The organism is Streptomyces sp. MMG1121 (genome assembly GCF_001280015.1).
Lineage (GTDB): Bacteria > Actinomycetota > Actinomycetes > Streptomycetales > Streptomycetaceae > Streptomyces.
Map to the genome: position 1 here is coordinate 1 of NZ_LGDV01000151.1, position 243 is coordinate 243.

Below are 243 nucleotides of genomic sequence, written 5' to 3' on the forward strand. Positions count from 1 at the left end.
GCGGCTTTGGTGGTGGCGCGGGGTCGTTTGATGCAGGCGTTGCCGGCTGGTGGTGTGATGGTGGCGGTGGAGGCGACGGAGGAGGAAGTAGTTCCGCTGTTGTCGGAGGGTGTGAGCGTCGCGGCTGTCAACGGGCCCACCTCTCTGGTGCTGTCGGGTGTCGAGCATGCGGTGCTGGCGGTGACCGGGGGCCTGGGCGGTCGTCGGGTGAAGCGGTTGCGGGTGTCGCATGCCTTTCATTCG

1 protein-coding gene is annotated in these 243 nt (G+C 67.5%); it reads left to right on the plus strand.

Annotation, left to right across the window (positions count from 1 at the left end; translation table 11 throughout):
* A partial coding sequence (locus ADK64_RS47200; RefSeq protein ID WP_234384570.1) for a hypothetical protein occupies positions 1–243 on the plus strand: 243 nt, incomplete at both ends.